A 23944-nucleotide genomic window follows, 5' to 3' on the forward strand; every position below is an offset into this window, starting at 1 on the left:
CTGGCGGACGACTGGGTGGCGGCCCTCCTTCTGTCAGCCGGTCCGGTGGTCAGACCAGGGTCGCGAGCACCGACGGGTCGTACGGGACCGCCCCGGCCAGCCCGCCGCCGAGCGCCCGCTCCGCCCAGTCGGGGTTGGCCAGCAGCGGCCGGCCGACCGCGACCAGGTCGAACTCGTCGCGTTCCAGCCGCTCGACCAGCTCCTCGATGCCGGTGAGCCCGGCCGGCCGGGTGAAGCCGTCGGTGAACACGCCCTCGCCGTACTGGCGGTCCAGGCCGACCGAACCGACCGTCACGGCGGCCCTGCCGGTGAGCTTGCGCGCCCAGCCCGCCAGGTTGAGGTCGCTGCCCTCGAACTCGGGCAGCCAGTAGCGGCGGGTGGAGGCGTGGAAGGCGTCGACCCCCGCCTCGGCCAGCGGGGTCAGCAGCTGCTCCAGCTCCTCCGGGCTCTCCGCGATCCGGGCGTCGTAGCGGCCGACCTTCCACTGGGAGAGCCGGAAGAGGACCGGGAACCCGGGGCTCACCGCCGCCCGGACGGCCTGCACCACCTCGGCCGCGAAGCGGGCCCGGGAGGCCGGGTCGCCGCCGTAGCGGTCGGTGCGGCGGTTGGTGCCGTGCCACAGGAAGTCGTCGATCAGGTAGCCGTGCGCGCCGTGCAGTTCGACCCCGTCGAACCCGAGCCGCTCGGCGTCCGCGGCGCCGCGCGCGAAGGCGGCCACCGCGTCGTCGATGTCCTGCTGGCTCATGGCCCGCCCGGCCGGGCCGCCGTCCAGGCCGATCCCGGAGGGCCCCTCGGCGGGCGGTTCGGTGCCCGGGCGCTGCACCCCGGTGTGCCACAGCTGCGGGACGATCCGGCCGCCGGCCGCGTGGACCAGGGACACCACCCGGGACCAGCCCGCCAGCGCCTCCTCGCCGTGGAAGTGGGGGACCCCGTCGTAGGCCGCGGCGGCGGGGCGGCCGATGTAGGTGCCCTCCGTGACGATCAGCCCCACCCGGTGGGCCGCACGGCGGGCGTAGTACTCCGCGACGTCCGGGCCCGGCACCCCTCCGGGGGACTTCATCCTGGTCATCGGCGCCATCACGATCCGGTTCGGGACCGTCAGGTCGCCCACGGTGAACGGCTCTCCCAAGCCCGCCATTGTTCCTCCCGAGTTCGTCTGAATTCCGGGCCGGACGCCCCGGGCGATATCCCGCCGCGCCGCGGCGGTGTTTCCGTCCGTCTCATACCGGAGGTCCGTGCGTCGGCAATTCGACGATTATCGGGGCTATCGTTCCCGGCGTCCAGCGGCATCGGCCCGCCCGGCGGCCGACCGCCTTTCTGCACCGCGCCAGGCGATGCACTGCATCGACACAATCTTCTTGACCTTGCCGAAGCGGGTCGCGGATAGTGGTCCGCGGTGGTTCCGCGCCGCCCTTCCGCACCGGCACCGGGCCGTACCCGCCCGTACGCCGAAAAGCGTCTCTTCTGCCGAAAGGCGTCGCGGACAGGTTTTCCGACCAGGGAGAGGCGGCGGAACCGGAATGGAACGGGAATTGGCCGGAAAGCGGGCGGTGGTGACCGGCGGAAGCCGCGGCATCGGCGCCGGCATCGCACGGAAGCTGCTGGAGAGCGGCGCCACCGTCGTCACCACCGCGCGCAAACCGACCGGGGACACCCCGGCCGAATCCGCCTTCGTACCGTCCGACCTCAGCACCGCGGCCGGTGTCCGGGAATTCGCCGACACCGCGCTGGAAATCCTCGGCGGCGTGGACATCGTGGTCAACAACGCCGGCGGCTGTCGGACCTTCCAGAGCGCGCTGGACATCGAGAAGGACTGGCAGTACACCGTCGACATCAATTTCCTCTCCGCCGTCCGGCTCAATTCCGCACTCGTCCCCGCGATGCGTTCGGGAGGCGGCGGCGTCATCGTCCACATGTCCTCGATCGCCACCGTCTCGTCCTATCCGGTGATCCTGCACTACGCCGCCGCGAAAGCCGCCCTGGAGGTCTACCACAAAGGGCTGGCGACCGAACTGGCGCCGGACGGCATCCGGGTCGTCGCGCTTTCCCCCGGGAACGTCATGACGCCGGGCGCGGACGAGGCCCGGGACGGGATCGCCGACTACCTCGGGCTCGGGACGGACACGGCGGACTGGGCCGAGGGGATCCCGCTCGGCCGGATCGGGCGCACCGAGGACATCGCCGAGGCCGTCGGGTTCCTGGTGTCCCCGCGCGCCTCCTGGATCACCGGCAGCAACCTCGTCATCGACGGCGGGCGGATCGCGGCACTGTGACCGCCCCCGGGACCGGAAGGACTGACAACATGACCGCGACGGACGACGGGCCCCGCGCCTATCCGTTCGGCCCGACGCACCGGCTCGACATCGACCCGGAGCTGGCCGCGGTCTGCGGCGAGCAGCCCGTGCTGAGGGTCCGTCTGCCGTTCGGCGGGGACGCCTGGCTGGTCAGCCGCTACGCCGACGTCCGCGCCGTGCTGGCCGACCCCCGGTTCAGCCGCGCCGAGGCGGTCGGCGACCACGTGCCCCGCACGGTCTCGGCCGGCCTCCCCCGCACCTCGATGCTGAGCATGGACCCGCCCGAGCACACCCGGCTCCGGCGCCGGGTGGCCAACCCGTTCACCCTCCGCCGGGTCGAGGCGCTGCGGCCGCGCGCCCAGGAGATCGTGGACGAGCTGCTGGACGCGATGATCGCGTCGGGCTCGCCGGCCGACCTGACCAAGGCCCTGACCTGGCCGCTGCCGGTCACCATGATCTGCGAACTGCTCGGGGTACCGCTCGCCGACCGCGACCGGTTCAACTCCTGGGTCGACGGCCTGCTGACGCTCTCCGACCCCGAGCTGTCCGCCCGCGACCGCGGGCACCTGAACGACTACCTGGCGGGCCTGGTCGCCGAACGCCGGGTCCACCCCACCGCCGACCTGCTCGGCGAACTGGCCTCCGTCGAGGGCGAGGAGAACGCGCTCACCGAGGAGGAGCTGGTCGGCCTCGGGGTCAGCCTGCTCTCCGCCGGCCAGGAGGCCACCGCCAACCAGATCGGCAACTTCGTCTACACCCTGCTGACCCGCCCCGAGCTGTGGCGGGAGCTGGTCGCCGATCCCGGTCTGATCCCCGGCGCGGTGGAGGAGCTCTCCCGGGTCGTCCCGATCAGCGCCACCGCCGGGTTCACCCGGATCGCCGTCGAGGACCTGGAGCTCAGCGGGCAGAAGATCCGCGCCGGTGACGCGGTGGTCGCCGAACTCGGGCTGGCCAACCGGGACCCGGAGGTCTTCGAGCAGCCCGACCGCATCGACTTCCACCGCAGCGCGTCCCCGCACGTCACCTTCGGGCACGGCGTGCACCACTGCCTCGGCGCGCAGCTCGCCCGGATGGAACTGCGCACCGTGCTCGGCTCCCTGGTCCGCCGTCTGCCGGGGCTGCACCTCGCCGTCCCGCCCGAGCGGATCAGCTGGCGCACCGAACGCCTCATCCGCGGGGCCGACGCCCTGCCGGTCGCCTGGTGAGCTCCGCCACGGCCGGGGCCGGCCACCGTCCGGGCGCGACGGGGCAGTCGGAAGGGCCGGGCGCGACGGGGCAGTCGGAGGCCGTACGGGCGGCGCTCGCCGATCCGGCCACCAGCCCGGCCGAGATCATGGCGACCGTCATGGCGGCCTACCGGGACCGGCCCGCCCTCGGCGAACGCGCCCGCGACCACGCGACGGGGCGGCTGCTCCCGAGGTACGACACCGTCAGCTACGGGGAGCTGTGGGCGCGCGTCCGGGCGCTCGCCGGGGCCTGGGCGCACGAGCCCGGGTACCGGCTGGCCCCGGGCGACCGGATCTGCGTCCTCGGCTTCAGCAGCACCGACCACGCCACCGTCGACCTGGCCGGCGTCCACCTGGGCCTGGTCTCCGTGCCGCTGCACGCCAGCGCGCCGCTCTCCCAGCTGGCGCCGATCGTCGCGGAGACCGGGCCGCGGCTCCTCGCCACCAGCGTCGAACGGCTGGACACCGCCGTCGCCGCGGTGCTCGGGCAGCCGTCGGTCCGCCGCCTCCTGGTGTTCGACCACCACCCCGGGGTCCCCGCCGAGCGCGCCGCCGTCGAGGCCGCCGCCCGGCGGCTGGCCGAGGCCGGCGGCACCGCCGTGCTCGACACGCTCACCGCCGCGGTCGGGCGCGGCGCCCTGCTGCCCGACCCCCCGCTGCACGTCCCCGCCCCGGGCGAGGACCCGCTGGCCCTGCTCCTCTACACCTCCGGCAGCACCGGCGCGCCGAAGGGGGCGATGTACCCGCAGCGCCTCGCCCGCAACGCGTGGTGGGGATTCGTCTACGGGCCCGCCGACGTGCCGTCCGTCGTCGTCCACTACATGCCGCAGAGCCACCAGGCGGGCCGGATGTCGGTGCTGGGCACGCTCGCCCGGGGCGGCCTGGGCTGCTTCACCGCCAGGAGCGACCTGTCCTCCCTGTTCGAGGACATCGCGCTGGTCCGGCCCACCGAGCTGACCATGGTCCCCCGGATCTGCGACATGCTCTTCCAGCGGTACCGCGGCGAACTCGACCGGCGGGCCGGCGAGCCCGGCGACGTCGACGCGGCCGTCAAGGCCCACCTGCGGGAGACCGTCCTGGGCGGGCGGGTGGCGAAGGCCTTCTGCGGGACGGCGCCGCTGTCCGCCGAGGTCGCGGAGTTCGTCGAGTCCTGCCTGGGACTGCACCTGTACACCGGGTACGGCTCGACCGAGGCCGGCGGGGTGCTGCTGGACACCGTGGTGCAGCGCCCGCCCGTCCTCGACTACAAGCTGGTCGACGTCCCGGAGCTGGGCTGCTTCCGCACCGACCGGCCGCACCCGCGCGGCGAGCTGCTGCTCAGGACGAGCGCCGCCATCCCCGGGTACTACCGCCGGCCCGAGCTCACCGCCGCCGTCTTCGACGAGGACGGCTACTACCGCACCGGCGACATCATGGCCGAGGTCGGACCGGACCGGCTGGTCTACGTCGGCCGCACCAAGGACGTGCTCAAGCTGTCCCAGGGCGAGTTCGTCACCGTCTCCCGGCTGGAGGGCGTCTTCCTCGGCAGCCCGCTGGTCCGGCAGGTCTTCGTGTACGGCAACAGCGAACGCTCCCACCTGCTCGCCGTGGTGGTGCCCACCCCGGAGGCGATCGCCCGCGCCGACGGCGACCCGGCGGCGCTCAAGCTGCTGATCGACCGGGAACTGCGGAGCACCGCCCGGGAGAACGGGCTCAACCCGTACGAGGTGCCCCGGGACTTCCTGGTCGAGACGGAGCCCTTCAGCCCGGCCAACGGCCTGCTCTCCGACAGCCACAAGCTGCTGCGCCCCCGGCTCCATGAACGCTACGGCGCGGCCCTGGAGCGCCGCTACGCCGAACTCGCCGACGAACAGGGCCGGCAGTTGCGGGAACTGCGCCGGACCGGTGCCGACCGGCCGGTCCAGGAGACCGTGAACCGGGCCGTGCGCGCCGTCCTGGGCCGGGCCGACGCCGGCGCGGACACCGGCGCGCGGTTCACCGAGCTCGGCGGCGACTCGCTCTCCGCGCTGTCCTTCACCACCCTCCTGAAGGAGGTCCTGGACGTCGAGGTGCCGGTCGGCGTCGTCCTCGGCCCGGCCACCGACCTGGCCGGGGTGGCGGCGTACGTCGAGGCCCGGCGCACCGCCCCGGGGAGCAGGCCCACGGCCGCCTCCGTGCACGGCGGCGGCGCGACCGAGGTCCGGGCCCGCGACCTCACCCCGGACCGGTTCATCGACGCCCCGACCCTGGCCGCCGCGCCGGGCCTGCCCGGCCCCGCGGAGTCCCCCCGGACCGTCCTGCTGACCGGCGCCAACGGGTTCCTCGGCCGCTTCCTCTGCCTGGAGTGGCTCCGCCGGCTGGCCCCGTCCGGCGGCCGGCTGGTCTGCCTCGTCCGCGGCCGCACGCCCGCCGACGCGGCCGAGCGGCTCGACCGGGCCTTCGGCACCGGGGGCGAGGCGTCCCGGCGGTACCGGGAACTGGCCGCCGGCACGCTGACGGTCCTCGCCGGGGACCTCGCCGAACCGCGCCTGGGCCTGGACCGGGCGGTGTGGAACGGGCTGGCCGAGTCGGTGGACCTGGTCGTCCACCCGGCCGCGCTGGTCAACCACCTGCTGCCCTACGCCGAGCTGTTCGGCCCCAACGTCGCGGGCACCGCCGAACTGGTCCGGCTGGCGCTCACCGAACGGCTCAAGCCCGTCACCTACCTGTCCACCGTGGCCGTGCGCGGCGGAGCCGGGCCGTCCGCGCTCGACGAGGACGCCGACGTCCGGGAGGCGATCCCGCACCGCCGCCTCGGCCGCGGCTACGCCGACGGGTACGCCGCGGGCAAGTGGGCGGGCGAGGTGCTGCTGCGGGAGGCCCACGAACGGTACGGCCTGCCGGTCACCACGTTCCGGTCGGGCATGATCCTCGCGCACAGCAGCTACCCGGGACAGCTGAACGTGCCCGACGTGTTCACCCGGCTGGTCCTCAGCCTGGTGGCCACCGGGATCGCACCGCGGTCGTTCCACCGCGGCGGCGCGCCCGCGCGGTACGACGGCCTCCCGGTCGACTTCCTCGCCGAGGCGGTCACCGCGTTGGGCACCCCGGGCCCGGACGGCTACCGCACCTACAACGCCTGGAACCCGCACGACGACGGCGCCTCGCTGGACACCCTCGTGGACTGGCTGGTCGAGGACGGCCACCCGATCCGGCGCATCGACGACTACGACGACTGGTTCGCCCGCTTCACGACCGCGGTCCGGGCCCTGCCGGAACGGCAGCGCACCCACTCGGTGCTGCCCCTGCTGCACGCCTTCGAGCAGCCGGGCGAGGACCGGCCCGCCCCGGCCCCGCGGTTCCGGGAGGCCGTCCGGGCGGCCGGGATCGGGCCCGACCGGGACGTGCCGCGGCTGTCCCCCGCCCTCGTCGCCAAGTACGTCACCGACCTGCGCGGCCTCGGCCTGCTCGACCGGCACCCCTCCCCTCCCCGCCCGCACTGAACGGAGAAGCCCATGGACCAGGACCTCGACGCGACGGTGGACGCCGGACTGCGGCTGCTGGAGGCACGCGACCTCGCCGGCTTCCGGGCCCTGTGCACCCCCGGCGCCACGGTGTGGCAGAACGACGGCGACGGCACCCGGCCGATCGACGCCCGGCTGGAGCGGATCGCCGCGTTCTTCGCCACCGTCGACTCCCTGCGGTACGAGGTCGTGCGCCGCTTCCACAAGCCCGACGAGGTGCTCCAGCAGCACGTCCTGGTGCTGGAGGCGCCGGACGGCACCCGCAGCCGGGTCCACGCCACCACCTACTTCCGCTTCGAGGACGGGCTGATCGCCGAGATCGAGGAGCACCTGCAGTAGTCCCGGATCCCTGGTTCCCTGGATCCGGGGGGCCGTGGGTACGTGGGTACGTGGGTCCGTGGGTCCGTGGGTCCGTGGGGCCCTGTTCCGCTCAAGTCGCTGGTTCGTCAGGGAGGTTCGGTGACCGGCCGAGTCGTCTACGCGTCGTTCGAGTTCCAGTTCCCGCTGGGCGGCATCCGCGTCCTGAACCAACAGGTCGCGCTGCTGCGGGCCGCCGGCGTCGAGGCGTACCGCTGGACGCCCACACCGGGCTTCCGCTACACGTGGTTCGACGACGACGTGCCGACGCTGTCCGGGATGACCCTGGACCTCGGGCCCGAGGACGTGCTCGTGCTGCCCGAGGTCAGCGTGCTCCCGGGCCGCGACCCGGCGCCCGGCGGCCGCAAGGTCGTCTACTCGCAGGGGCACTACGTCCACTTCCTGACCTGCCCCGCCCCCGGCCCGTACCCGGGCTGGTCGGCCCGGCCGGCCCTGTGGACGGTCTCGAAGGCGGGCGCCGACATGCTCCGCCGCGCCCTGCCCGGGTTCGAACCGCACCTGGTGCCGAACACCGTCGACACCGGGCTGTTCCGGCCGGCGTCGACCGGGCGGGTCCGGCGCATCGCGTGGATGTCCCGCAAGCGCCCGGTCGAGAGCACGCTGCTCCACCGTCTGCTCCACGCCGACCCGCGGTCCAGGGGCGTCGAGCTGTACGACATCCACGCGGTTCCGCACGAGGAGGTCGCCCGCGTGCTGTCGGACACCTCGGTGTTCATCGCGCTGGGAGCGCCCGAGGGCGAGGGCTTCGGCCTGCCGCCGGCCGAGGCGATGGCCAGCGGCTGCCTGGTGACCGGTTACGCCGGCGGCGGCGGAGCGGAACTGTTCGACTCGCCGTCCGCGTGGCGGATCCCGGAGCTCGAAACGGACCGGCTGGCGGACCGGGCCCTGGAACTGCTCGACCTGCCCGGCCAGGACGAGGTGCGGCGGGCGGGCCGCCGCTGGGTCTCCGAGCGGTACACCACCGAGGCCGCGGTGGAGGCACTGCTCGACGGCATCCGCAAGGTGCGCGCCCTGCCCGGCGGCGCGGCTCCGGCCACCCATCCGACCGCCTGGATGGAGGAGTTGCTGAGGCGCTTCCCGATCCCGCCGGAGGCGTACGCCCGGGTGGAACCACCGACCGCCTAGGACCCGCCGCCCTTCGGCGCACCGACCACCCCGGATAGAAATGGGGATTACCCCCCGGTTATCGTGGGCACCAGTGCGAATCGGGGACTCCTCCCCGCTTCCTTCGGACCGAGGTGCGTGCACATGACCCGGAATCAGAGCCCTGGGCGGGGGCAGCGGGCCGCCGACTGGGCGGACGGCCGGCTGGGGATCTACTCCCTGGCCAGGGCGAACCTGCGGAAGATCTTCCCGGACCACTGGTCCTTCATGCTGGGCGAGATCTGCCTCTACACCTTCGTCATCATCATCCTGACCGGCGTCTGGCTGACGCTGTTCTTCAAGCCCAGCATGGGCGAGGTGGTCTACGCCGGCTCGTACGTGCCGCTCAAGGGCGTCCCGATGTCGGAGGCCTACGCCTCCACCGTGGACATCAGCTTCGAGGTCCGCGGCGGCCTGCTGATCCGGCAGATCCACCACTGGGCGGCGATCGTCTTCGTCGCCGCCATGTTCGTCCACATGATGCGGGTGTTCTTCACCGGCGCCTTCCGCAAGCCCCGCGAGATCAACTGGGTCTTCGGCTTCCTGCTGCTCTTCCTCGGCATGCTGGACGGCTTCTTCGGCTACTCCCTGCCCGACGACCTGCTCTCCGGCACCGGCATCCGGTTCATCGAGGGCTCGATCCTCGCCGTGCCGCTGGTCGGCACGTACATCCAGATGTTCCTGTTCGGCGGGGAGTTCCCCGGCCACGACATCGTGCCGCGGTTCTTCACCATCCACGTGCTGCTGATCCCGGGCATCATGCTCGGCCTGCTGGTGGCCCACCTGATCCTGGTCTTCTACCACAAGCACACCCAGTGGGCGGGCCCCGGCAGGACCGAGAAGAACGTCGTCGGCATGCCGCTGATGCCGGTCTATATGGCCAAGGCCGGCGGGTTCTTCTTCCTCGTCTTCGGCATCGTCGCGCTGGTCGCCGCGATCGCGACCGTCAACCCGATCTGGGCGTACGGCCCGTACCGTCCCGACCAGGTCTCCACCGACGCCCAGCCCGACTGGTACATGGGCTTCGCCGAGGGCCTGATCCGGATCATGCCCGGCTGGGAGATCGGACTGTGGGGACACACCCTCAACCTCGGGGTGCTCATCCCGTTCGCCCTGTTCCCACTGGTCCTGGGCGCCATCGCCGTCTACCCGTTCATCGAGAACTGGGTGACCGACGACAAGCGGGAGCACCACCTGCTCGACCGGCCGCGCAACGCGCCCGTCCGCACCGCGCTCGGCGCCGCCTGGATCAGCCTCTACCTGGTGGCCCTGGCCGCCGGCGGCAACGACCTGATCGCCACCCACCTGCACCTGTCGCTCAACTCCATCACGTACGCCGCCCGCGTCGGCTTCTTCGCCGTCCCGGTCGCCGTCTTCGTCCTCACCAAGCGCTGGTGCCTCGGCCTCCAGCGCCGCGACAGGGAGAAGGTGCTGCACGGCCGCGAGACGGGTGTCATCAAGCGCCTGCCGCACGGCGAGTTCACCGAAGTGCACGCCCGGCTCACGCCGCGGGAACTGCACCGGCTCACGGCGCACGAACAGCCCCGCCCCCTCGAACTGCCCGCCCCGGTGGACGAGAATGGAGTGGCCCGCCCGGCGGGGGTGCTCACCCGCACCCGGACCCGGCTCTCCCGCGGGTTCCACGGCGAGGGCGGCCGGATCCCCAAGCCCACCGCCGAGGAGTTCCACGAGATCACCGAGGGCCACGGGCACTGACCCGCACCCCCCGATGGCACAGGGAGGACAGGTGCACGACCGAACCGACCGAAGCGACCGGACCGACCAGGTCGACCCGACCGACCGGATCGCCGACAGCAGGTACCTCCTGCTCACCACCTTCGGCGAGGACGGCAGCCGGCTGGAGTCACAGCTCTGGGTGGTGCAGGACGGCACGGCCCTCGGGGTCTGGACCCCGGCCCACTCCGGCGAGGCCGAACGGATCCGCCGCCACCCCCGGGTACTGATCGGCCCCTGCGACGCCCACGGGCGCCCCACCGGCCGCCGGATCCCGGCCCGGGCCCGGCTCTGCGACGCCGACGACACCGCCCGCTACCGCACCTCGCTGATCAACAAGTACGGCCTGACGGCGCTGATCGCGCTCGCCCGCAGCCGGTTCCGGGTGGGGCTGGCCGGGACGGTCGGCATCCGGATCACGCTGAACGAACTGGAACGGCGGCTGGTCGGGCCGGAGTGGCTACCGCCGGCCACCTACTGCGTCAACTGACGGGCCGTCGCGTCCGGTCGTCAACCTCCGTCGAGTGCCGGGGCCTTGAGAAGGTCTGCCCCGGCACTCGGCGCTTTCCGGCACCTCGACGCGACTGCTGGCAGCGGGCCGGAGGTCACGACAGCGGGTGGGTCGGGACCGGACTGACCTCCTGGATCTCGGCGTGGGCCTTGGTGAGCAGCTGCGAGGCGAGCTCGTTGAGCGCACGGGCCCCCGCGATCTCCTCGCCGACCCTCAGCTGTTCCGGGTCGGAGGGGTGGCGGCTGCTGTAGCCGTGGGCGCGCAGTTCGCTCCCGTCGCGCAGCCGCAGCAGTGCGGCGGCGCTGGTCCGTGCCCCCTCTTCGCGGAACTCCATCTCGATGTGCCAACCGACCAGAGTCTGCATGGCGGATCACCTCCATCGGTTACCCCTCCAGAGTGCGCCGCACCCACCGTGAACACCAGGCCAGCCGGTCCGGGCGGCACCGGGGGCGACATCGGCGCTGAGTTGAACACGTTCAACTCAGCCGCGTAGAGTCGGCGGCGCAAGCTATTTGAACGCGTTCAAGGGGGTGTGTCCACGATGGCTTCGCTCGCGACGGCCGTGTCCGCGATGGGCCCGAGCACCACGGAACTGGTCGACCTGCTGGTCCTGCTCGGCATGGGAGCCGTCGTCCCGCTCGGCCTCGCCCTGGTCGACGAGCCCGGCCTCGCCCGGATCCGCCGGCTCTGGCCGCTCGCCGCCGTCCCCGGCGCGCTCTCGCTCTGGCTGCCCCGCGGCGGCGGCCTCGCCACCAGCTGCGCCCTGCTCTACGCGCTCGGCACCCTGGCCGTCGCCCTGCACGCCCCCCTGCGGCTGGCCCGCACCCGCTCGCTCGCACCCGCCGAGGTCGCGGTGCTCACCGCGCTCGCCGCACCCTCGGTCGCCGGGGTCGCCCTGGTCGCCGAACGCTCCGGCTACCCGCTGTTCGGCTTCGAACCGCACATCCTGGCGCTCACCGTCCCCCACTTCCACTACGCCGGATTCACCGCCGCCCTGGTCGCCGGACTGGTCTGCCGCGCCGCCCGCCCGGGCTCCACCCCGGCCCGCTGCGCGGCCCTCAGCGTCCCGGCGGGCACCCTGCTGGTGCTGGCCGGCTACTTCCTCGGCAACTGGTGGCAGTTCGCCGGAGCCGCCGTCCTGACCACCGGAATGTGGCTGGTCGGCCTGGTCACCTGGCGCGACCTGCGCCCCCGCAGCGGCGACCGGACCACCGCCCGCCTGCTCGCCGCCTCCTCGGCCGTCCTCGCGCTCACCATGCTGCTCGCCCTGTGGTGGGCACTCGGCCGGGCCGCCGGACTCCCCCACCCCACCCTGACCTGGATGGCCGCCACCCACGGCGTCGGCAACGCGCTCGGCTTCGCCCTCTGCGCACTGCTCGCCTGGCGCCGGATCACCGCGGACCGGACCGACGCCACCCGGACCGACACGACGGAGACCCCCCGATGAACGACTACAGCTACCCCGAGCAGGGCGCCAGCCGCACCGGCCACCTCCCCGCCGGCTACAACCACCTGCGGCACAGCGCCCTCATCGGCCACGGCCGCCCCGCCCTGGAAGCCGCCGGCGCCGCCCTGCTCGACTGGCGGATGCACCGGCTCGCGGGTGTCCGCATCGACGCGACGGCCGACCGCGCCGCCCCCGGCGTCGCCGTGCACTGCGCCATCGGCCTCGGCCCCCTGCGGGCCGGCGCCCCCAACCGGGTCCTGGCCACGGTCGACGGCCCGGACCGGTACGGCTTCACCTACGGCACCAGGACCGGCCACCTGGCCCAGGGCGAGGAGACCTTCCTGGTCGCACTCGCCCCCGACGGCGAAGTCCGCTTCTCCGTCACCGCCTTCAGCCGCCCCGTCGCCTGGTACGCCCGCCTCGCCGGCCCACTCCTCCCCCTCGCCCAACGCGCCTTCGCCCACCACTGCGGACGCGTCCTCACCCGCATCGCCACCCAGGCCACCTGACCAGCGCCCCAGCACCATCAACCAGCCCGCCTAACACTTCGGGCCCACACTCACCCACATCGCGGCGCAGACCGCCCAGGCGATGGCGGAGTGGCCACCCGAGCACCCCGCGAAGGCCAGCCGGACGGCGACCCGGTCCAGCGGCAACCACCCGACGGCAGAGGCCAGTCGGGAGAAGCTCTGCCCGAAACCGAAGGCCCGCAACTGGCCCGCAGCGCGGCGCAGACCGCCTGGAGGGGCATCTCACCGCCACCACCATCAATCAACCGGTCCACCTGGCCCACCCATTCACCAACCCACAGCCCCCGCGCGCCCAACCCATAGCCGCCCGACGGTGTGGGCTCGTACTGGCCCGCAGTGCGGCACCGACCACCGGGGCGACGGCGGAGGGATCCGGCTGGGCAGCAGAGCCACCCGAACGCCTCCCGGAGGCCGGTCGGATGGCAAGCCGTTCGAGCACAACCGCCCAACAGCAAAGGCCGGTCGGGCGGTGGAGGCGGGCATCGGCTGGATGGCAGGGCCACCCGAGCCATGGTGAAGGCCGGCTGGACGACTGCCGCCGGGCAGCCGAGGCCGGTTGGGGCAGCGCTCCGCCCGACACCGCCAGCCCACACTCACCCACCTCACGGCGCAGACCGCCCAGGCGATGGCAGGGAACTCCAACTGGTCGGCAAGGCCACCCGAGCGCCTCGCGGACGCCGGTCGGATGGCGATCAGGTCGAACACAACCACCCGACGGCAAAGGCTGGTTGGATGGCGCTCTACCCGAAACCGCGGGCCCTCACTGGCCCGCATCGCGTCACAGGCCGGCCGAGCGACGGCGGCGGGCATCGGCTTGATGGCAGGACCACCCGAGCCATAGTGAAGGCCGGCTCAACGACGGCCGCCGGGCAGCGGAGGTCGATTGGGGGCGGCGCTCCGCCCGACACCGCCAGCCCACACTCACCCACATCACGGCGGAGGCCGGTCGGAGGGCGGGCCGGCTGGACGGCAGCCGCGAGGCGGGCGGCCGAGGCCGAGCAGGTGGTGACGGAGGCCGGCTGGGTCTCGGGGCCAGCCGGGCGGGGCGGGGGTCGGCTGGGTGGGGGTGGGGCATAAAACGGCTGGTCGGGGCGGGGGTGTGTTCGGGATGATCGGCGGATGATGTCGATGCGACCGGTCCTGGAGATCTTCGCCTCCGACGGCTTCACGCTCTGGCCGACGGCCGAGCTCGGGCCGTACGGGGATCTCGCGCTGGACGGGCGGTTGACGTCGGACGAGGTGGGCACGGTGGTGTGGCGGCTGGCGGGCTGCAACGACGTCGAGCCCGACCCCGGGCAGGCCGAGGGGCGCGGTCCCCGGCCGGCGGACCCGTTGGGCGCGTTCCTGCAGGCGCTGTTGACCGAGCCGCACCCGTACGCCCCCGGCGGGCTCGTGGTGGCCGACTCCGCCACCGGCGCCGTCTTCAGGCCGGGCTGCTGCAACGGGCTGGAGGGCTGGCGCGAGTGGCTGAACGTCACGGACGGGTCCGGCACCGCCTGGTTCGGCCACGACCCCGACGCCCGGGCCGAGTGCGTCGGCCGGGTGGTCCGGCTGACCCAGGATGCCGAGGGCGACGAGGGCCCGGTGGTCGAGTTGCCGGTGGACGAACTGCGCCGGCTGCTCGCCGGAGTCGAGCGGGACCTGCGCGACTTCCTCGCGCTCGCGGCGGGCTGGGCCGAGCGGCAGCTGCCCGGGCACGCCGCCGCCGTCACCGCCGCGCTCGCCCGAGCCCTGGACCTGGACCCGGACCTGAAGCCGCCGTCATGACCAGCTTCCACACCCACCGGGCCCGGGTGCACGACGCCTCGCTCCCGCCGTACCGGCGGCACAGCGCGCTGCGCACCTGCCTGACCCGCTTCGCCCCGTACGGCCTGCGGGCGACGTACCACCACCTCACCGTCAGCGCCCGGATTCCGCGCTTCCTGGAGGCCGACCCGGACGCCCTGGTCCGCGCGGTGGACGAGCTGCACGAGGCGCGCGAGCTGTGGCGGGCCAGGGCCGAGGAGTACGCGGAGCGGCGCCGGGCGCAGAAGCGGGCCGGGCGGCGGCTGCCTCCGGAGACGGCCTGGTGGCACGTGCGCTGGTGGGGGTCGCCGAACGCGGCCTGGGAGCACGACCCGTTCCTGCACCCGCCGTTGCGGCTGCCCGACTATGTCCGGCGGCAGAACGCTCTGCTGGACGGTGTCGTGCTGCCCGGGTGCCCGGCCTGTGGGGAGCAGGGCCCGCCGGTGCCGCTCCCGACCGGCCCCGGCGACGACCGCGGCGACGGCCACGGCCGGGCCGAGCTGTGCCGCTGCTGCGCGCGGGTGCTGACGCCCTGCGGTTGCGGGCGGTGGCACAGCTTCGAGCCGGCGCTGCGGACCGGCTGAAGCCGGATCTGGGGTCGGGAGCACATGACCGGCGGCGGCGAGCCGAGCCCGTACTGGCCGGGTGTCCGGGGCGAGGCCCGGGTGGAGCGGTTGGAGTCGTACACGATCCACTGGGGGTCAGGGGTGGTGTACGGGGATCGCGACCAGTAGCGCGCCGCCGTCCTGGACGCGGACCTCGAAGTGGTCGATGTCCGCCAGTCGGAAGGCCGCGCCGCCGGTGGTGCGCACGGTGCCGTCGCCGCTCCCGTCGCCGTTCCCGTAGCCGCCGGCCGGGACGGACCAGGTGGTGACCGTCTGCTGCTCGCCGGTGTACGAGACGGCGACCAGTCGGCAGGTCAACGGGCCCTGGATGCCGGAGAGTTGCAGGCTGACCTGGGTACCCCAGGTGGTGCCGTCCAGGCCGACGGTCGCGTGCGCGCCGGTGCCCGGGTCGGTGGCGCTGAACTGCTCGGCCACCGCGACCACGGCCGGGGTGTTGTCGGCGGTGAGCACCGCGGCGGTGACGGCGGGGCCGGCCGCCACCATCGCGGTGGCGGCCAGGGCCAGCACCAGCCGCCGCACCCGGCCCCGCCGCCGGGTGGCGCCGACCTCGGCGACCAGCCGGTCCAGCAGTCGGGGGTCCGGCTGCGGGGCGGGACCGGCCGGGTCCGTTCCGGCCGCCCGCGCGGTGGCCGCGTATTCGGCCAGCAGCGGTTCCACGGGCCCGAGTTGGTCCACCTGTCCGGCGCACTGCGGGCAGTCGGCGAGGTGTTGCTCGAAGGCGGCGCGCTCGGCGGGTTCCAGCAGGCCGAGGACGTACGCGCCGGCGTCGGCGTGCACCGGGCCGCCGGGCGCCCGGTCGGGGTCGGGGACGGGGTCGCGGTCGGGGTGCCTGGTCACGATGTCACTCCCCGTTCCTCCAACGCGAGCCTGAGCGAGCGCAGCGCGTAGAACACCCGCGAGCGCACCGTCCCGGCCGGGATGCCGAGTTCGGCGGCCGCCTCGTTGGCCGTACGGCCCTTCAGGTAGGTCTCGACGATGATCTCCCGGTGCACGGGCGAGAGGTCGCCGAGCGCGTCCGCGACGGTCATCATCCGCAGCGCCCGGTCGATCTCGTCCTCGGCGGGCAGCTGCTCCAGTGCCGAGGCGTCCACCTCGCGCGGCCGGGCCATGGCGCCGCGGTGGCCGTCGATCACGATCCGCCGCGCGACGGTGACCAGCCAGGGCCGCAGCGAGCCGGCCTCCGGGTCGAGCCGGTGGATGTTGCGCCAGGCGCGGAGCAGGGTCTCCTGCACGACGTCCTCGGCCCGCTGCCGGTCCCCGGCGACCAGGTGGAGCACGAACCCGAACAGCGGACCGGCATGCTCCCGGTACAGGGCGCGCATCAGGTCCTCGTCCGGCGCCCCCGTGTCGTGGCCGCCGGTGCGGCCGACGGGGTGCTCCTCGGTCACCACTTCATCGTTGCGCACCCGGGCCTCCTGGGCGAGGGCGGTCGGAGCCGGTCATCGGGACCGGTCATCGGAGCCGGTCATCGGGACCGGTCATCGGAGCCGGTCAGTAGCCCGGGGTGCTGGGCGTCGGGTTACCCGGTGCCGGGGTGCCGGGCGTCGGGTTCATCGGGCCGGAGTTCGCGGCGCCCGCCCTGCCGCCGGTCGGGGTCAGCGCGAACCAGGTGCCGGCCACGCCCTGGCCCTTGGTGTCGCCGGGCTTGGTGTCCGGCGAGTAGCGGTAGGCCGGCCAGCCGTTCAGAGTGACCTGCTTGGTGCCGTCGTCGCGGGTGACGGTGCCGACCAGCTTGCTGTCGATGCCCTTCACCGTGACGTTGCCGTTGCCGTCGGCGTGCTCGGGCGGCCAGATGACGGCGCAGCTGCCGTTGCAGTAGGACTCCGGCGGGCTGTTCCGGTCCTGGTCGAAGCGGTAGAGCGTGAAGCCCGCGCTGTCGGTGACGATCGTGCCCAGCTTCGGGTCCTGGGCGGTCTGCAGGGTGACGGCCGCCGGGGTGCCCGGACTGCTCGGGCTGCTCGACGGACCGGAGGAGCCGCCGGACGATCCGCAGCCGGCGATCAGGGCGGCCGCCGCGATGCCGGACGCGGTCAGCGCGAGCGTCCGCCGGGTGCGGAGTGTGCTGCGCATGGGGTGCCTCCCTCGGGGGGAAGGGGTCGGAACGGACCGGACACCCTTCCGTACGGGCGGCGGGCGCCGGCTGCTCAGTCCCTGGCTCCGACAACCGCCGGAACGCCGCCGGAATACCCCGCCGACCGGGACGGTTGTGGCGGGCACATGGCCTGAACCGCCACGTCCGGAAGGGAAGGAATCACGAGATGAGCAACACGGTCGAGCTGACCAAGGAGAACTTCGACGAGATCGTCCCGGGCCCGGAGGGCAAGGACTTCGTCTTCATCGACTTCTGGGCCGGGTGGTGCGGGCCGTGCCGCCAGTTCGCCCCGGTGTACGAGAAGGCCGCCGAGCGCCACTCGGACCTGGTCTTCGCCAAGGTGGACACCGAGGCGCAGCAGGAGCTGGCGGCCGCGTTCGACATCCAGTCGATCCCGACGCTGGCGATCATCCGTGAGGGCGTGCTGGTCTTCTCGCAGCCCGGTGCGCTGCCGGAGGCGGTGTTCGAGGACCTGATCGGCCAGGCCCGCGAGCTGGACATGACCGAGGTGAAGCGCAAGGTCGCCGAGGAGCGGGCGGCCGGCGGCCAGGCCTGATCCGGACGTCCGAAGACAGGCCCCAAGGCCCGGGGAGTCGAAGCTCCCCGGGCCCTCGGCATGCCCGCTCCCCGCTCCCCGGGGCCGTCCACCGCCGCACCCGCCGTCACGACGGCTCGGCGCCCCAGGCGGCGAGCCGGTCCGCGAGCGCCCGCACCTCGGCGCGCAGCGCGGCGGGCTCCCGGACGGTGAACGGCCACCCGAGGCCGGCCAGCAGCACCGCGACGCCGTCCAGGTTCTGCGCCCGGGCCCGTAGCAGCACCCGGTCCTCGGCGAGTTCGGTGAGCGTGCCGACGGCGGGCGGCAGCCGGCGGCGGGCCTCGGCGAGGGTGGTCCGCAGCTCGACCTCCACCCGGTGCCGCCAGGGCGCGCCGGCCAGTGACTCCACCACCCGCTGGACCGGGTCGTAGTCCTCCGGCGGCTCGAAGCCGGCCTCGCCCTGTTCGACCCGGGTGATCCGGTCCAGCCGGAAGGTGCGCGGCTCGCCGCTGCGGTGGTCGAGCCCGGTGGTGTACCAGCGCCCGGAGTGGAAGACCAGCCCGTACGGGTCGAAGTCGCGTTCGCTGGGCCGGTCCTCCCGGTCCCGGTAGGCGAGCCGCACCCGGCGACGGCGGCGGGCCGCCTCGGCCAGGGTGAACAGCGCGGCGGCGGCCGGGCCGGGGCCGGTGGCGGGTGTGGCGGTCAGTCCGAGGGTCTGTTCGACGGCCGCCACGCGCTCGCGCAGCGGCTGCGGCAGTACCCGCTGGATCTTGGCGAGGGCCGTCCCGGTGGCCTCCTCCCCCACCGACAGGCCGGAGCTGCGGCCGGCCAGCAGGCCGAGCACGACGGAGGCGGCCTCGTCCGGGGTGAGCATCAGCGGCGGCAGCCGGTAGCCGGGCCGCAGGCGGTAGCCCCCGTAGCGGCCGCGGTCGGCCTCGACGGGGATGCCGAGTTCGGTCAGCCGGGAGACGTAGCGGCGGACGGTGCGCTCGTCCACGTCGAGCCGGGCGGCCAGGTCGGCGCCGGTCAGGCCGGGGCGGTCCTGGAGCAGTTCCAGCAGGGCGAGGACGCGGCTGACCGGGTGTTCCATCGCGCGCACTCCTTTCCTCGGCGGAAATCCGGGCGACTTCTGTCCGGATCCGATCCTAGAGTCGGCGGTGGAGGAGGCCCCGCCTCGATGGAGCCCCTCGCGGGCCGCCCGTCGAGACGTCCACGGCTCGTCGCGGCCTCCCCCGACTTTCCACCGACGAAGGAGCGATCCGCCATGAGCACGTTCGTACTGGTCCCCGGATTCTGGATCGGCGCCTGGGCCTGGGACGAGGTGGCCGCGCCGCTGCGCGCGGCCGGGCACCGGGTGTACGCCGTCAGCCTGCCCGGAGTGGGCGAACGCGCGGGCGAGGAGGGCGAGTTCGGCCTGGAGGACCACATCGCCGACCTCGCCGGGCTGCTGGTCCGGGAGGACCTGTCGGATGTCGTCGTGGTCGCCCACAGCGGCGCCTGTGCCCCGGTGGGCGGGCTCGCGGACCGGATGCCGGAGCGGATCCGCCGGGTGGTCTACCTGGACAGCGGCCCGCTGATCGACGGCTCGTCGGTGTACGACCTCTGGCAGCCCGACTACCAGAAGACGGCCGAGGCCTCGGTGGTCGACGGCCGCCTCCCGCTGCCGTCCTGGGAGTACCTGGGCGAGCAGGGCACGAGCACGGCGGGGCTGGACGAGGCCGCCCTCGCGTCCATCCGCTCCCGCTCCACCCCGCACCCAGCCGGGGCGTTCCGGGACCGGCTGCGGCTGACCGGCGCCGGGGCCGCGCTGCCCCAGGCGCTGGTCTCCTGCTCCTTCCCGCTCTCCCAGGTGCGCGAGCTGATCGCCGCCGGGCACCCGTACTTCGCCGGGATGTCCGGGCCGAACTGGGAGCTGCGCGAACTGCCCACCGGGCACTGGCCGATGCTCTCCCGCCCGGCCGACACGGCGGCGTTGCTGGCGGAGCTCGCCGCGCTCTGAACCCGCCCGTCCGGCCGCCGGTCCATCTCCTCGCCCTGTCCCGTCCGTGCCCGGTGGTGCGTCCCACGGCGCCCTCGGCGTGTCCGTCCGTCGCGCAACCGCGCCCGGACCGGCAGGATGGGGCCCACGCCGTACCCGAGCGAGGAGCGAGCACCCGTGCGCGAGCAGCCCAGCCGGACCGAACCTCCGGACGCCGTGCCGGAGTTCCGGCCGGACGGCGGTCCGGGGCCGGTCGGCCCGCGGCGTGCCCCGCTCGGCTCCCGCGCCCCGCTCACCCCGCGCTCCCTTCTCGCCCCACGCGTCCCGCGCTCGCGCGACCGGCGCGAGAAGTGGCCGCGGTGGGCGGTCCGGGTCACGCTCGGGTACGGAACCGCAGGCGGCAGCGGCGGGCCCGGGGTCGGGCGCGACCGGCCGCTCGACACCCGTGGGCGCACGCCCGCCGCCCCCGCCCGGCGGGCCGGGGCGGCCATCGAGACGACGGAGGACAGGGCATGACCAGCACCGCCGAGGAGTACGACGTCATCGTCCTGGGGGCCGGTCCGACCGGCGAGAACGTGGCCGACCGGACGGTCGCCGCCGGGCTGCGCACCGTGATCGTGGAGGCCGAGCTGGTCGGCGGCGAGTGCTCGTACTGGGCCTGCATGCCGAGCAAGGCGCTGCTGCGGCCGGTGGCCGCGCTGGCCGACGCCCGCGCGGTGGCCGGCTCCCGGGAGGCGGTCGGCGACCGGCGGCTGGACCCGGCCGCGGTGCTGGCCCGGCGGAACTCCTTCACCTCCGACTGGAAGGACGACGGCCAGGTGGAGTGGCTGCGGGGCACCGGCATCGAGCTGGTGCGCGGCCACGGCCGGCTGGCCGGGGTGCGGACGGTGACGGTGGAGGCCGAGGACGGCAGCGAGCGGGTGCTCACCGCCCGGCACGCTGTCGCGGTGTGCACCGGCAGCCGCCCGGTGCTGCCCGCGCACGTGCCGGGGCTCGCCGAGGCCCACCCGTGGACCAACCGGGAGGCGACCGGCTCGCAGACCGTCCCCGGGCGGCTGGCGGTGGTCGGCGGCGGGGTGGTCGGGGTGGAGATGGCCGCCGCCTGGCGGGCGCTCGGCTCCGAGGTGGTGCTGCTGGTCCGCGGTGACGGGCTGCTGCCGCGGATGGAGCCCTTCGCGGGCGAGCTGGTCGCGGAGGGCCTGCGGGCGGCCGGGGTGGACCTCCGCTTCGGCACCGAGGTCACCGCGCTGGAGCGGGCGGACGGCTCCGGGCCGGTGACCCTCACCCTCGCCGCCCGGGACGGCCGGAACGGGGACGGAAAGGGCGGGGACGGCCAGCACGGGGACGGCCAGGGCGGGACCGGGACGCTGACCGTCGACGAGGTGCTGTACGCGACCGGCCGGGCCCCGCGCACCGCCGACATCGGGCTGGAGCAGGTCGGCCTGAAGCCGGGCGGCTGGCTGGAGGTGGACGACAGCTGCACGGTGCTCGGCGTGGACGGCGCGGAGGGCGTGGACGGCGCGTGGCTCTACGCCGTCGGGGACGTCAACCACCGGGCGCTGCTCACCCACCAGGGCAAGTACCAGGCCCGGATCACCGGCGCGGCGATCGCCGCCCGCGCCGAGGGGCGCCCGCTGGACACCTCGCGCTGGGGCGCGCACTCCGCGTCCGCCGACCTCGCGGGCGCGCCCCAGGTGGTGTTCACCCAGCCCGAGGTCGCCGCTGTCGGCCTGACCCGGGCCGCCGCCGAGGCCGCCGGACTGCGGGTGCGGACCGTCGACCACGAGATCGGCTCCGTCGCCGGGGCCTCGCTGTACGCCGACGGCTACCGCGGCCGGGCCCGGGTGGTCTTCGACCTGGACCGGCAGGTGATCGTCGGCGCCTGCCTGGTCGGCCCCGGGGTCGCCGAACTGCTGCACTCGGCGACCGTCGCGGTGGTCGGCGAGGTGCCGATCGACCGGCTCTGGCACGCGGTGCCCTCGTACCCGACGATCAGCGAGGTCTGGCTGCGGCTGCTGGAGGACTGCCGGGGGTAGCGGCACCCCCGGCACGGACGGCCCCCGGGCGGTCGGCGCGGCGAGATGTGACCACCGGTGGACGGCGGGACACTGGCACTCGGGGGCCGTCCCGGGGGGCCGTTGCTCGTGACCAGGTGGTGTGAGACATGACCGAGGTGCTGTTGGCCGTCGGAACCGAGAAGGGCCTCTTTCTCGGCCGCAGCCGCGACCGGCTGACGTGGGAGTTCAGCGGGCCGCACTTCCCGATGAACGCGATCTACTCCGTCTCCGTCGACCGCCGCGACGGCCGGACCAGAGTGCTGGCCGGCGCCGACAGCAGCCACTGGGGGCCGTCGATCTGGCGCTCCGACGACCTCGGCGCGAGCTGGTACGAGCCCCCGCGGCCGGCCATCCGCTTCCCGGAGTCCACCGGCGCCTCGCTCACCCGGGTCTGGCAGCTCCAGCCAGCCGGGGCGGAGGCCCCCGGCGTCGTCTACGCGGGCACCGAGCCCGCCGCGCTGTTCCGCTCCACCGACGGCGGCGAGACCTTCGCGCTGGTCGAGGCGCTCTGGAACCACCCGCAGCGGCCGCAGTGGGGCGCCGGCTACGGCGGCCAGGGCCTGCACACGATCCTGACCGACCCGCGCGACCCGCAGCGGCTGCTGGTCGCCGTCTCCAGCGGCGGCGTCTACCGCAGCAAGGACGGCGGCGACAGCTGGCAGCCCTCCAACACCGGCCTGCGCGCCGAGTTCCTCCCGGAGGAGAGCCAGTACCCGGAGTTCGGCCAGTGCGTGCACAAGATCGCCCCGGACCCGGTCCACCCGGACCGGCTCTACCTCCAGAACCACGGCGGCGTCTACCGCAGCGACGACTGGGGCGCGAGCTGGCGCTCGATCGTGGACGGCCTGCCCGCCGAGTTCGGCTTCGCCGTGGCCGCCCACCCCCGCCGGGCCGACACCGCCTACGTCTTCCCGCTCGGCGGCTCGGACGACCGCATCCCGCCCGGCCGCCGCTGCCGGGTCTTCCGCACCACCGACGCCGGCACCAGCTGGCAGCAGCTCGCCCACGGCCTGCCCGGCGAGGACCACTACGGCATCGTGCTGCGCGACGCCCTGCGCACCGACGACGCCGACCCGGCCGGGATCTACTTCGGCAACCGGACCGGCGACGTGTACGGCAGCCGGGACGAGGGCGAGAGCTGGTCCCTGCTGGTCTCCCACCTGCCGGACGTGCTCTGCGTCCGGGCCGCGGTGGTGGCCTGACCCGGTGGCTGCCCGATGCGGTGCCGGCCCGACGCGGTGGTGGCCGGAAATAACCGGTTGCCGGACGGCGGGGCCTCGGTGAACATGGCCGCCGACGAACGATCACGCGATTGTGGGGTGGGCCATGGCCGAGGACTGGGTGGTCAGGCGGGGTACCGACGGCGAGCCGGTGCTGCGCTACCTGCTGGACGAGCGGGAGGGCCGGCCCTGGGCCGACCTGCTGGAGGTCCTGGACGAGTCGGTGGACGCCGCCGCGTTCGTCCGGGCCGAGCTGCCCGGCTGGGTGGTCTCCGGCCCGCCCGGGCTCGGGCAGGAGCTGGTGGCGCACGGCGCGCGGGTGCTGCGGCACGCCCACACCTTCCGCCGCGACCTGCGCGCCGACCCCCCGCCCGCCGACTGGGCCGGGACGCCGCTGCGCGAGGGCCTGCGGGCGGTGCCCTGCGACCGCGCGCCCGAGGAGCTGTACGAGGCCTGGCGGGCCGCCTTCGCCCCCGACCACGTCGACTTCTACCCGGGTGAGGACGCCCGGGTGGTGGCCGAGCGGATCACCCCGCTGCTGGAGGGCGAGGTCATCGGCCCGGTGCTGCCGTCCAGCCTGCTCGCCGTGGACGCCGAGGACCGCGTGGTCGCCGGGCTGATCCTCACCGACCGCGACGGCCTGCCCTGGATCGGCGACGTCTTCCGCCACCCGGAGCGCGGCTACCGCGGCCTCGGCGCCGACCTGCTGCGCCGCGCCGTCGGGGACGCCGCCGAGCGCGGGCTCGCGGACGTGACGCTGGTGGTGTCCGAGGGCAACCCGGCCCGCCGGGTCTACGAGTCGCTGGGCTTCCGGCTCCAGGAGACCTCGCTGACGGTGGTCGTGCCCGACGCCTGAACCCCTGAGCCTCGGAGCCTCCGAACCCCTGAACCCTGAGCCGAGTGGCC

At 74.5% G+C, this 23944-nt stretch carries 23 protein-coding genes; 17 read left to right on the forward strand and 6 right to left on the reverse strand.

Annotated elements, in window-relative coordinates:
• Positions 1-49 precede the first annotated feature (49 nt).
• Entirely contained in the window at positions 50-1138 is a 1089-nt protein-coding gene (locus ACFVU7_RS32405; protein ID WP_387819247.1) for an NADH:flavin oxidoreductase, read from the reverse strand.
• Positions 1139-1520: 382 nt separating this feature from the next.
• Here ACFVU7_RS32405 and ACFVU7_RS32410 point away from each other — a divergent pair, with 382 nt between their 5' ends.
• From ACFVU7_RS32410 to ACFVU7_RS32440, 7 genes are all read left to right on the forward strand, one after another.
• Positions 1521-2273, forward strand: coding sequence for an oxidoreductase (locus ACFVU7_RS32410; protein ID WP_074002290.1), 753 nt, complete (start codon positions 1521-1523; stop codon positions 2271-2273).
• 29 nt (positions 2274-2302) lie between these two features.
• Complete coding sequence (locus tag ACFVU7_RS32415; protein ID WP_049658615.1) at positions 2303-3499, forward strand: cytochrome P450; 1197 nt, start codon at positions 2303-2305, stop codon at positions 3497-3499.
• Positions 3496-6981: a carboxylic acid reductase gene (gene car, locus ACFVU7_RS32420; RefSeq protein WP_388048612.1), complete on the forward strand. Its 3486-nt coding sequence runs from the start codon at positions 3496-3498 to the stop codon at positions 6979-6981. The genes ACFVU7_RS32415 and car overlap by 4 nt, the downstream gene beginning before the upstream one ends.
• A gap of 12 nt (positions 6982-6993) precedes the next feature.
• Positions 6994-7341 (forward strand): nuclear transport factor 2 family protein, encoded by a 348-nt coding sequence (locus tag ACFVU7_RS32425; RefSeq protein ID WP_049658964.1) that lies wholly within the window; start codon positions 6994-6996, stop codon positions 7339-7341.
• A 120-nt stretch (positions 7342-7461) separates the two neighbouring features.
• Positions 7462-8505, forward strand: a complete 1044-nt coding sequence (locus tag ACFVU7_RS32430) for a glycosyltransferase (RefSeq protein WP_388048614.1) — start codon at positions 7462-7464, stop codon at positions 8503-8505.
• Positions 8506-8628: 123 nt separating this feature from the next.
• Entirely contained in the window at positions 8629-10239 is a 1611-nt protein-coding gene (locus ACFVU7_RS32435) for a cytochrome bc complex cytochrome b subunit (RefSeq protein ID WP_388048616.1), read from the forward strand.
• Positions 10240-10270: 31 nt separating this feature from the next.
• Positions 10271-10747 carry a PPOX class F420-dependent oxidoreductase gene (locus ACFVU7_RS32440; RefSeq protein WP_063780248.1) on the forward strand — a complete coding sequence of 159 codons (477 nt, stop codon included), beginning with the start codon at positions 10271-10273 and terminating at the stop codon, positions 10745-10747.
• 115 nt (positions 10748-10862) lie between these two features.
• On the opposite strand, the gene ACFVU7_RS32445 is transcribed toward ACFVU7_RS32440, so the two are convergent.
• Entirely contained in the window at positions 10863-11132 is a 270-nt protein-coding gene (locus ACFVU7_RS32445; protein ID WP_049655118.1) for a DUF1876 domain-containing protein, read from the reverse strand.
• 177 nt (positions 11133-11309) lie between these two features.
• Here ACFVU7_RS32445 and ACFVU7_RS32450 point away from each other — a divergent pair, with 177 nt between their 5' ends.
• From ACFVU7_RS32450 to ACFVU7_RS32465, 4 genes are all read left to right on the forward strand, one after another.
• On the forward strand, positions 11310-12215 hold the full coding sequence (locus tag ACFVU7_RS32450; RefSeq protein ID WP_388048618.1) for a YndJ family protein: 906 nt from the start codon (positions 11310-11312) through the stop codon (positions 12213-12215).
• The gene (locus ACFVU7_RS32455) at positions 12212-12724 is read left to right on the forward strand and encodes a DUF1990 family protein (RefSeq protein WP_388048620.1); all 513 of its coding nucleotides are present in this window, start codon (positions 12212-12214) and stop codon (positions 12722-12724) included. Before ACFVU7_RS32450 ends, ACFVU7_RS32455 begins: the two co-directional genes overlap by 4 nt.
• 1140 nt (positions 12725-13864) lie before the next feature.
• Positions 13865-14512, forward strand: coding sequence for a hypothetical protein (locus tag ACFVU7_RS32460; protein ID WP_388048622.1), 648 nt, complete (start codon positions 13865-13867; stop codon positions 14510-14512).
• Entirely contained in the window at positions 14509-15114 is a 606-nt protein-coding gene (locus ACFVU7_RS32465; RefSeq protein WP_388048624.1) for a hypothetical protein, read from the forward strand. Before ACFVU7_RS32460 ends, ACFVU7_RS32465 begins: the two co-directional genes overlap by 4 nt.
• A gap of 117 nt (positions 15115-15231) precedes the next feature.
• Here ACFVU7_RS32465 and ACFVU7_RS32470 read toward each other — a convergent pair whose 3' ends face one another.
• The 3 genes from ACFVU7_RS32470 to ACFVU7_RS32480 all read right to left on the reverse strand — a co-directional run bounded on the left by ACFVU7_RS32470 (position 15232) and on the right by ACFVU7_RS32480 (position 17226).
• Positions 15232-15993 carry a zf-HC2 domain-containing protein gene (locus tag ACFVU7_RS32470; RefSeq protein WP_388048626.1) on the reverse strand — a complete coding sequence of 254 codons (762 nt, stop codon included), beginning with the start codon at positions 15991-15993 and terminating at the stop codon, positions 15232-15234.
• The gene (locus tag ACFVU7_RS32475; protein ID WP_082345936.1) at positions 15990-16562 is read right to left on the reverse strand and encodes a sigma-70 family RNA polymerase sigma factor; all 573 of its coding nucleotides are present in this window, start codon (positions 16560-16562) and stop codon (positions 15990-15992) included. Before ACFVU7_RS32475 ends, ACFVU7_RS32470 begins: the two co-directional genes overlap by 4 nt.
• Before the next feature lie 85 nt (positions 16563-16647).
• Positions 16648-17226 carry a hypothetical protein gene (locus ACFVU7_RS32480; RefSeq protein WP_053112229.1) on the reverse strand — a complete coding sequence of 193 codons (579 nt, stop codon included), beginning with the start codon at positions 17224-17226 and terminating at the stop codon, positions 16648-16650.
• A gap of 188 nt (positions 17227-17414) precedes the next feature.
• Here ACFVU7_RS32480 and ACFVU7_RS32485 point away from each other — a divergent pair, with 188 nt between their 5' ends.
• Positions 17415-17804: a co-chaperone YbbN gene (locus tag ACFVU7_RS32485; RefSeq protein ID WP_049655132.1), complete on the forward strand. Its 390-nt coding sequence runs from the start codon at positions 17415-17417 to the stop codon at positions 17802-17804.
• A 106-nt stretch (positions 17805-17910) separates the two neighbouring features.
• Here the strand turns inward: ACFVU7_RS32485 and ACFVU7_RS32490 are convergent, their stop codons facing one another.
• On the reverse strand, positions 17911-18873 hold the full coding sequence (locus ACFVU7_RS32490) for a helix-turn-helix transcriptional regulator (RefSeq protein ID WP_388048628.1): 963 nt from the start codon (positions 18871-18873) through the stop codon (positions 17911-17913).
• Between the two features lie 174 nt (positions 18874-19047).
• Here ACFVU7_RS32490 and ACFVU7_RS32495 point away from each other — a divergent pair, with 174 nt between their 5' ends.
• The 5 genes from ACFVU7_RS32495 (at position 19048) to ACFVU7_RS32515 (ending at position 23894) form a co-directional block, all read left to right on the forward strand.
• Positions 19048-19782 (forward strand): alpha/beta hydrolase, encoded by a 735-nt coding sequence (locus tag ACFVU7_RS32495; RefSeq protein ID WP_117487248.1) that lies wholly within the window; start codon positions 19048-19050, stop codon positions 19780-19782.
• A gap of 156 nt (positions 19783-19938) precedes the next feature.
• Positions 19939-20277: a hypothetical protein gene (locus ACFVU7_RS32500; protein ID WP_388048630.1), complete on the forward strand. Its 339-nt coding sequence runs from the start codon at positions 19939-19941 to the stop codon at positions 20275-20277.
• Complete coding sequence (locus ACFVU7_RS32505; protein ID WP_388048631.1) at positions 20274-21797, forward strand: dihydrolipoyl dehydrogenase family protein; 1524 nt, start codon at positions 20274-20276, stop codon at positions 21795-21797. Before ACFVU7_RS32500 ends, ACFVU7_RS32505 begins: the two co-directional genes overlap by 4 nt.
• A gap of 128 nt (positions 21798-21925) precedes the next feature.
• Positions 21926-23020 carry a glycosyl hydrolase gene (locus tag ACFVU7_RS32510; protein ID WP_074002277.1) on the forward strand — a complete coding sequence of 365 codons (1095 nt, stop codon included), beginning with the start codon at positions 21926-21928 and terminating at the stop codon, positions 23018-23020.
• A 124-nt stretch (positions 23021-23144) separates the two neighbouring features.
• Entirely contained in the window at positions 23145-23894 is a 750-nt protein-coding gene (locus ACFVU7_RS32515) for a GNAT family N-acetyltransferase (RefSeq protein ID WP_074002276.1), read from the forward strand.
• Positions 23895-23944: the final 50 nt, after the last annotated feature.

Origin of the sequence: Kitasatospora sp. NPDC058046 (assembly GCF_042885595.1) — a bacterium.
Lineage (GTDB): Bacteria > Actinomycetota > Actinomycetes > Streptomycetales > Streptomycetaceae > Kitasatospora.

Coding starts and splice junctions, on each gene's coding strand:
- ACFVU7_RS32405 (WP_387819247.1), bottom strand. CDS start 1,138: ATGGCGGGCTTGGGAGAGCCGTTCACCGTGGGCGACCTGACGGTCCCG.
- ACFVU7_RS32425 (WP_049658964.1), top strand. CDS start 6,994: ATGGACCAGGACCTCGACGCGACGGTGGACGCCGGACTGCGGCTGCTG.
- ACFVU7_RS32460 (WP_388048622.1), top strand. CDS start 13,865: ATGATGTCGATGCGACCGGTCCTGGAGATCTTCGCCTCCGACGGCTTC.
- ACFVU7_RS32495 (WP_117487248.1), top strand. CDS start 19,048: ATGAGCACGTTCGTACTGGTCCCCGGATTCTGGATCGGCGCCTGGGCC.
- ACFVU7_RS32450 (WP_388048618.1), top strand. CDS start 11,310: ATGGCTTCGCTCGCGACGGCCGTGTCCGCGATGGGCCCGAGCACCACG.
- ACFVU7_RS32490 (WP_388048628.1), bottom strand. CDS start 18,873: ATGGAACACCCGGTCAGCCGCGTCCTCGCCCTGCTGGAACTGCTCCAG.
- ACFVU7_RS32515 (WP_074002276.1), top strand. CDS start 23,145: ATGGCCGAGGACTGGGTGGTCAGGCGGGGTACCGACGGCGAGCCGGTG.
- ACFVU7_RS32410 (WP_074002290.1), top strand. CDS start 1,521: ATGGAACGGGAATTGGCCGGAAAGCGGGCGGTGGTGACCGGCGGAAGC.
- ACFVU7_RS32505 (WP_388048631.1), top strand. CDS start 20,274: ATGACCAGCACCGCCGAGGAGTACGACGTCATCGTCCTGGGGGCCGGT.
- ACFVU7_RS32415 (WP_049658615.1), top strand. CDS start 2,303: ATGACCGCGACGGACGACGGGCCCCGCGCCTATCCGTTCGGCCCGACG.
- ACFVU7_RS32435 (WP_388048616.1), top strand. CDS start 8,629: ATGACCCGGAATCAGAGCCCTGGGCGGGGGCAGCGGGCCGCCGACTGG.
- ACFVU7_RS32445 (WP_049655118.1), bottom strand. CDS start 11,132: ATGCAGACTCTGGTCGGTTGGCACATCGAGATGGAGTTCCGCGAAGAG.
- ACFVU7_RS32465 (WP_388048624.1), top strand. CDS start 14,509: ATGACCAGCTTCCACACCCACCGGGCCCGGGTGCACGACGCCTCGCTC.
- ACFVU7_RS32510 (WP_074002277.1), top strand. CDS start 21,926: ATGACCGAGGTGCTGTTGGCCGTCGGAACCGAGAAGGGCCTCTTTCTC.
- ACFVU7_RS32480 (WP_053112229.1), bottom strand. CDS start 17,226: ATGCGCAGCACACTCCGCACCCGGCGGACGCTCGCGCTGACCGCGTCC.
- ACFVU7_RS32485 (WP_049655132.1), top strand. CDS start 17,415: ATGAGCAACACGGTCGAGCTGACCAAGGAGAACTTCGACGAGATCGTC.
- ACFVU7_RS32455 (WP_388048620.1), top strand. CDS start 12,212: ATGAACGACTACAGCTACCCCGAGCAGGGCGCCAGCCGCACCGGCCAC.